Here is a 6,243-nt window from a genome sequence, read left to right as displayed (position 1 = left end):
GGCCGCCACCTGGGCCTACGCGCGGGCCGTGGGCGCGGGACGCGCGCCGCGCCACCTGGGCCACAACCCGCTGGGCGGCTGGATGGTGGTGGCGCTGCTGGGCTGCATCGGTCTGCTGGGGTTCACCGGCTGGCTCTACACCACCGACTTGTTCTGGGGCTACGGCTGGCTCGCCAACCTGCACGAGGGCCTGGGCTGGACCCTGCTGGGCCTGGTCGCCCTGCACGTGGGCGGCGTGCTGTTCACCGGGTACAAGCACCGCGAGAATCTCGTGCGGGCCATGGTCACCGGGCGCAAGGCCCCGCCCACGGGCGACGACGTGCCCTGAGCGCCGGCAGGCCGGCGGATCGGCCGGCGGGGCTTCAGAAGCGGTGCTGCTGCGCGCACCCCATCACGTGGTTGCGGTCGTTGGAAATGCACTGGTAGAAGTCGCGCTTGACGCCCGTGGCCGATTCACAGTCGCCGACCGTGATGTGGCTGCGCGTGGCGCGGATCTTGCCCGCCGTGGCTTCGTATTGCTCGCGGGTCAGGTAGCCGTCGCGTGCGTTCTTGTCGCCGGTCTCCAGCATGGTGTCCAGGCCCGAGGTCGCGTTGCTCACCGCCCTGCCGCAGGACAGCGGCACCTTACCCGGCTGCGTCTTGGTCAAACCCTGCGCCAGGCCATTCACCTGGTCCTGCACGTCCCGGGGCAGCTTGCGCGGCGCGGCGGCGGAACCGGTCCCGCCGCTGCTGCCGAACGGCACCGTGTTGTGCAACTGCGGCTGCTCGGCCGTGGACAGGTCCGGCGGCTGCTGGCCATACTGCGTGCGGCCCTGCGCATCCACCCACTTGTAGACCGGCTGCGCCGAAACGGCCCCGCACAGCAACCCGGCTGCCACGGCGATGGCCGCAGCGGCCCCGATTCTCTTCTTGTTGGACATGGTTTTTTTTTTGAAACGGCCGCCCTCCGCGGCCGGGTGAAACCGCAGTGCCGGGCGCCCTCGCACCCGGCACCGCGCAGGAATCAGGGCAGGTCCTTGTTCGGCTCCGGCACCGCGGCATCGCGCGGCCCCACGCTGCCCAGCCGCCCCTTGAGCGACTGCGGCTGTCCGCTCAGGATCGCGGCGTACAGCGTCGTGTTGGCCAGCACCTTCTTCACGTAGTCGCGCGTTTCGCTGAAAGGCACGTTCTCCGCCCAGATGGCCGCCTCCAGCAGCGGGCCGTTGCGCCAGTTGCGCGGGCGGCCCGGGCCGGCGTTGTAGGCCGCAGCGGCCAGGGGCATGGAGCCGTCGAAATCGTCCAGCGCCAGCTTGAGGTAGGCGGTGCCGATGGTGATGTTGGTCTCGCGGTCGTTGATCTGGTCGGGCGTGAAATTCGCCATGCCGATCTTGCGGGCCGTCCAGCGGGCCGTGGCCGGCATCACCTGCATGAGGCCGGAAGCCCCCACGCCCGAGCGCGCGTCCATGACGAAGCGGCTTTCCTGGCGGATGAGCCCGTACACGTAGGCCGGGTCGAGCCCGATGGCCTGCGACCGCGCCACCACCGTGCTGCGAAACGGCATGGGAAAGCGCTGCGATGCGTCGAACGCCGCCTTGGTGCGCTCGCTGGTGTTGATGCAGCGGTCCCACACCTCGCGCTGGCAGGCGAACTCGGCGGCGGCCAGCAGCTCGCGGTCGGCCATGCCGCCCGGGCTGTGCAGGTTGGTGGCGTAGTTCCATTCGCGCACGCCTTCGCCGCGAAGCCCCAGCAAGATGGCGTACAGCCCGCGGTTGAGCGACGGGTTGGCGCGCACGGCGGCCTTTTCGTCGGGCGTCGGCGGCAGGGGCGCGGCCGGCAGCACCACGCGCTGGCCCAGCTCTTCCAGGGCCAGCATTTCATAGAAGCCGTTGGTGCCCGCGATGCGTTCGAGCAACTCGCGGGCGCGGGCCTTGTCTTCGTCGCCCGGGCGGTTGGACAGCCAGGCGCGGGCACGCCAGTAGGTCCACGTGCTGTCCTGGCGGGCGGTGGGCGACATGGCGTCGATGGCGCGCGCCACCTGCTTCCACTGCCCGGCCCGCAGGGCGGCGCGCACCTTCCAGCCCAGGGTGTCGTCGGACAGGTCGGCGTCCTTGGACACGTTGCCGAAGTAGCCCATGGCGTCCGGCGACAGCGCGATCGCCGTCTGCTTGCCGATCACGCCCCAGACCCAGTTGCGCTCCTCGGACGACAGCTGCACGCCCCACTTGGCATCCAGCAGCCGCGCCGCGGCGCCAGGGTCGGCCATGGCCATCTTGATGAGCCCGAGCACGACCAGCTCCTGGCGCACGCGCCCGGCGGCCGTGGCGCGGCTGGCCAGGAACTTGACGGGCGAATCGAATACCTCGCGCAGCTGCGGCAGCGCCTCGGGCGCCACGATCTCGACCGCGTTGCGCGTGGCGCGGGCGCGGTTGGCCTCGGCCGACAGGCGCGCCTTGCGCCAGATGTCCATGGCCGTGACCTTCTTGTCGGCATAGAACTCGGCCACCGCGTGCGTGCAGCCGTCGTCGGCCTCGCGCTGGCCGTACCAGTTGCGCAGCACCTCCTCGATGGCGCCGGCCGGCGCCGTGCCCTTGATCTGCTCGATCAGCAGCGCGTAGCAGCGCACCTCGCGGTCGTCTCCCATGCGGAACTGCGGATGCAGCTCGGAAAACTGCACCCAGTCGCGGCGCTGGCCCACCAGCAGCAGCCAGTCGTTGCGCAGGCGGTCTTCCTGGTAGGTGCCGGCGTAGCGCTGCAGGAAGGCGCCGACCTCCTGCGGCAGAGCCTCGCCGAGGCGGGCCCGCAACTCCCAGTAGGCGGCCCAGGGCTCGAGCACGTGGCCACGGGCACTCGGCAGCAACTGGGTGAGACGTTGCCGGTCGCCCTTGCGGAAGGCCTGCTGCATCTCCAGCAGGGTATCGTCACCCCGGTTTTGCGCGACCGCAAGGGTCGCGCCACCGGCGAGCAAGGCGCCCGCGACGAGCGGTGTCAGAATCTTGAGCAATTGCATTGGGGGAATTATGTGATGGACAAAGCAGCCCTGCGCCGCGCACTGGTAGAAGAACGCCTGAACCTCCCCGACCGCCTACAGCGGGCGGACCTGCTTCAGCGCGTCATGCGAATCTGGCTGGTGGACCGGCCCGACACCGTCATCGGGGCCTACTGGCCCATCAAGGGCGAGTTCGACCCGCTCCCGGCGCTGCACCGCTGGAAGGAAGACGGCGAGCTGCTGGACGAGCCCCAGCGGCGCCGCATCGGCCTGCCGGTGGTGGACAAGGTGCACAAGACCCTCACCTTCCATGCCTGGTACCCCGGCTGCCCCATGGAGGAGGACGCCTACGGCATCCCCAAGCCCAAGGACACCGAGGTGATCGTGCCCTCGCTGCTGTTCGTGCCTTGCGTGGGCTACGGCCCCGGCGGCTACCGGCTGGGCTACGGCGGCGGCTTCTACGACCGCACGCTGGCCACGCTGCAGCCAGTGCCCACCACGGTGGGCCTGGGCTTCACGCACGGCTACATCGACGACTTCGAGCCCGAGGCCCACGACCTGCCACTGAACGCCATCCTGAACGACAACGGCGTGGTCTGGCCGATCTGACCGGCCAGGGCGCCAGGCACCGCTGATGCGCGGCGCGCATCAGTCGCCTGGCGAAAAGGCATCGAAAGGCTGCTCGACGGCGTCGTAGGATGCACCTCCCGTTTTCCGAGGTGAATCCCATGTTCCAGCTCTACATCGGCAACAAGAACTACTCCTCCTGGTCCATGCGCCCCTGGGTGCTGCTGCGCCAGGCCGGCATCGCGTTCGAGGAAGTGCCGCTGCGTTTCGACAGCTTCGACGAAGGCTCGCAGTTCAAGCAGAAGATCCAGGCGGTCACGCCCACCGGCAAGGTGCCCGTGCTGGTCGACGGCGACCTGGCCGTGTGGGACACCCTGGCCATCGCCGAATACCTGGCGGAAAAGCACCCGGACAAGGCGCTGTGGCCTGCCGACCCGGCCGCCCGCGCACGGGCCCGCAGCGTCTGCGCCGAGATGCACAGCGGCTTCTCCGCGCTGCGCGGCGCCTGCCCCATGAACATCGAGGCCCGCCTGCCCGACACCGGCGCCCTGCTGTGGCGCGACCGCCCCGCCGTGCGCGCCGACGTGGCGCGGCTGATCGAAATGTGGACGGCGCTGCTGCAGGCGCACGGCGGCCCGCTGCTGTTCGGCGGATTCACCATCGCCGATGCCTTCTTCGCCCCCGTGTGTTCGCGCCTGACCACCTACGCCCTGCCGCTGCCGGCGCACATCGCGGGCTATGTGGAGCGCGTGCTGGCGCTGCCGGGCGTGCAGGACTGGGTGCGCGGGGCCGAGGCCGAAGCGGACTTTCTCGACTTCGAGGAACCCTACCGGCTCGGCCGCACGGCGCGCTGATCGGCGAAGCGCCCGCGGGGGGGCGCTTCGCAAAATGGAACATCGCTTCCGGCCTGCGGCAGGGGCGTGGCGGGAGCGGCGGCACGCTGTGAACGCAGCCACTCCAGGACCAGCGTTCCATGCGTTCCACCTACTTCAGCACCCCGCCCGATCCGTCCCTGATGGGGGTGGACCGCCCCGGCCGCCCGCCCACGCGGTTCGCCATTCCACCCCCTCCGTTCACGCCGGGCCACGGCACCCTGCCAGACAGCGATTTCGGTCCGAGGGCAGACGGCAGCCTCTCGTTCGACCGGGCCGTGGCCGCGCGCCACCACCCCGAACTGCTGGCCTGCCTCGACCGGCTGCAGGGCGATTTCGAGGCGCGCGCCATCTCGGGACCGCACGGCATCAAGACCCTGCGCTACAGCCATTCCTACGAGGTCCAGCGCATCGAGGTGATCCGGGGGGCGCTCGCGCGGCTGACGGCCGACAAGCGCTGAGCGGCGCGAAGGCGGCGACTCCCAGCAGCCCCCCCGGGCGCCAGCCACCGCCAACTGTCTTTTGCTATATTTTCAATAGCAAACCAGGCATGAAATCCGCCGGCATGGCACCGGTTTGGCCTTGAATCGATCGCGCGGACCGTTGGGCAGATGCCAACCGGGTCCGCAACGCCGCGCCGTACACTGCCGCCCATGCAAATCTACATGGTGGGCGGCGCGGTGCGCGACAGGCTGCTGGGCCGCCCGGTCAACGACAGGGACTGGGTCGTCGTCGGCGCCACGCCCGACGAAATGGCGGCGCAGGGCTACCTGCCCGTGGGGCGCGACTTCCCGGTGTTCCTGCATCCCCAGACGCACGAGGAATACGCCCTGGCGCGCACCGAGCGCAAGAGCGGGCGCGGCTACCGCGGCTTTGCGGTGCAGGCCTCGCCCGAGGTCACGCTGGAGGAAGACCTCTCGCGCCGCGACCTCACGATCAACGCCATCGCGCAGCCCGCCGATGCGGCCGGTGCCTCCGGCTCCGACCCCTCGGCAACGCACGGCCTGTGCGACCCCTACGGCGGTGTGCGCGACCTGCAGGCGCGCGTGCTGCGCCACGTGACCGACGCCTTTCGTGAAGACCCCGTGCGCATCCTGCGCGTGGCCCGCTTCGCCGCGCGCTTCACCGACTTCACCGTGGCCCCCGAGACCCTGGCGCTCATGCGGGAGATGGTCGAGGCCGGCGAGGTGGATCACCTGGTGGCCGAGCGTGTCTGGCAGGAACTGGCCCGCGGCCTGATGGAGCCCGCGCCCTCGCGCATGTTCGAAGTGCTGCGCGCCTGCGGGGCGCTGGCCGTGCTGCTGCCGGAGCTCGACCGCCTGTGGGGCGTGCCCCAGCGCGCGGAGTACCACCCCGAGGTCGACACCGGCGTGCACGTGATGATGGTGCTGGACATGGCCGCGCGGCTGCAGGCGCCCCTGGCAGTGCGCTTCGCCTGCCTGGTGCACGACCTGGGCAAGGGCACCACTGCGGCCGACGTGCTGCCGCGCCACATCGGCCACGAAACCCGCAGCGCCGAACTGCTGCGCGACGTGTGCGAGCGCCTGCGCGTGCCGGTGGACTGCCGCGAAACCGCGGACGTGGTGGCACGCGAGCACGGCCACATCCACCGCAGCGCGGACCTCAACGCCGCCGCCCTGCTGCGGCTCCTGGAGCGTTGCGACGCCCTGCGCAAGCCGGCGCGCTTTGCCGAGGTGCTGCTGGCCTGCGAATGCGACGCGCGGGGCCGGCTCGGCTTCGAAGAGACGCCCTACCCCCAGCGCCCCCGGCTGGCGGCCATCCTCGCGGCAGCGCAGTCGGTGGTGACGGCGGAGATCGCCGCCCGCGCCGCGGCGGCGA

Annotated in this window: 7 protein-coding genes; 5 read left to right on the top strand and 2 right to left on the bottom strand. The window is 70.8% G+C overall.

What is annotated here, in order from left to right; all coding sequences use genetic code 11:
• A partial coding sequence (locus tag AC27IO_RS18935; RefSeq protein ID WP_498740191.1) for a cytochrome b/b6 domain-containing protein occupies positions 1–328 on the top strand: 328 nt, incomplete at its 5' end.
• Between the two features lie 34 nt (positions 329–362).
• Here AC27IO_RS18935 and AC27IO_RS18930 read toward each other — a convergent pair.
• Together AC27IO_RS18930 and AC27IO_RS18925 are read right to left on the bottom strand one after the other, a co-directional pair.
• A complete protein-coding gene (locus AC27IO_RS18930) occupies positions 363–920 on the bottom strand; it encodes a DUF4124 domain-containing protein (protein WP_498740189.1) in 558 nt (185 codons plus the stop codon).
• Positions 921–1,003: 83 nt separating this feature from the next.
• Complete coding sequence (locus AC27IO_RS18925; protein WP_498740187.1) at positions 1,004–2,986, bottom strand: lytic transglycosylase domain-containing protein; 1,983 nt, start codon at positions 2,984–2,986, stop codon at positions 1,004–1,006.
• A 15-nt stretch (positions 2,987–3,001) separates the two neighbouring features.
• Here AC27IO_RS18925 and AC27IO_RS18920 point away from each other — a divergent pair, with 15 nt between their 5' ends.
• The 4 genes from AC27IO_RS18920 to AC27IO_RS18905 form a co-directional block, all read left to right on the top strand.
• On the top strand, positions 3,002–3,574 hold the full coding sequence (locus AC27IO_RS18920; RefSeq protein ID WP_272565224.1) for a 5-formyltetrahydrofolate cyclo-ligase: 573 nt from the start codon (positions 3,002–3,004) through the stop codon (positions 3,572–3,574).
• Positions 3,575–3,693: 119 nt separating this feature from the next.
• A complete protein-coding gene (locus AC27IO_RS18915; protein WP_498740185.1) occupies positions 3,694–4,386 on the top strand; it encodes a glutathione S-transferase family protein in 693 nt (230 codons plus the stop codon).
• Between the two features lie 119 nt (positions 4,387–4,505).
• On the top strand, positions 4,506–4,865 hold the full coding sequence (locus AC27IO_RS18910) for a hypothetical protein (RefSeq protein WP_498740183.1): 360 nt from the start codon (positions 4,506–4,508) through the stop codon (positions 4,863–4,865).
• Positions 4,866–5,057: 192 nt separating this feature from the next.
• The coding region (locus tag AC27IO_RS18905) for a multifunctional CCA addition/repair protein (protein ID WP_498740181.1) at positions 5,058–6,243 on the top strand (1,186 nt) is incomplete at its 3' end.

The organism is Acidovorax sp. KNOB132 (assembly GCF_057541515.1).
Note: the sequence above shows the minus strand (reverse complement) of the source record. Positions and strands in the feature narration are given on the sequence as shown.

Bases quoted from the DNA above. Each gene is read 5' to 3' on its own strand.
- AC27IO_RS18925 (WP_498740187.1), bottom strand. From the start codon at position 2,986: ATGCAATTGCTCAAGATTCTGACACCGCTCGTCGCGGGCGCCTTGCTC.
- AC27IO_RS18920 (WP_272565224.1), top strand. From the start codon at position 3,002: ATGGACAAAGCAGCCCTGCGCCGCGCACTGGTAGAAGAACGCCTGAAC.
- AC27IO_RS18915 (WP_498740185.1), top strand. From the start codon at position 3,694: ATGTTCCAGCTCTACATCGGCAACAAGAACTACTCCTCCTGGTCCATG.
- AC27IO_RS18910 (WP_498740183.1), top strand. From the start codon at position 4,506: ATGCGTTCCACCTACTTCAGCACCCCGCCCGATCCGTCCCTGATGGGG.
- AC27IO_RS18930 (WP_498740189.1), bottom strand. From the start codon at position 920: ATGTCCAACAAGAAGAGAATCGGGGCCGCTGCGGCCATCGCCGTGGCA.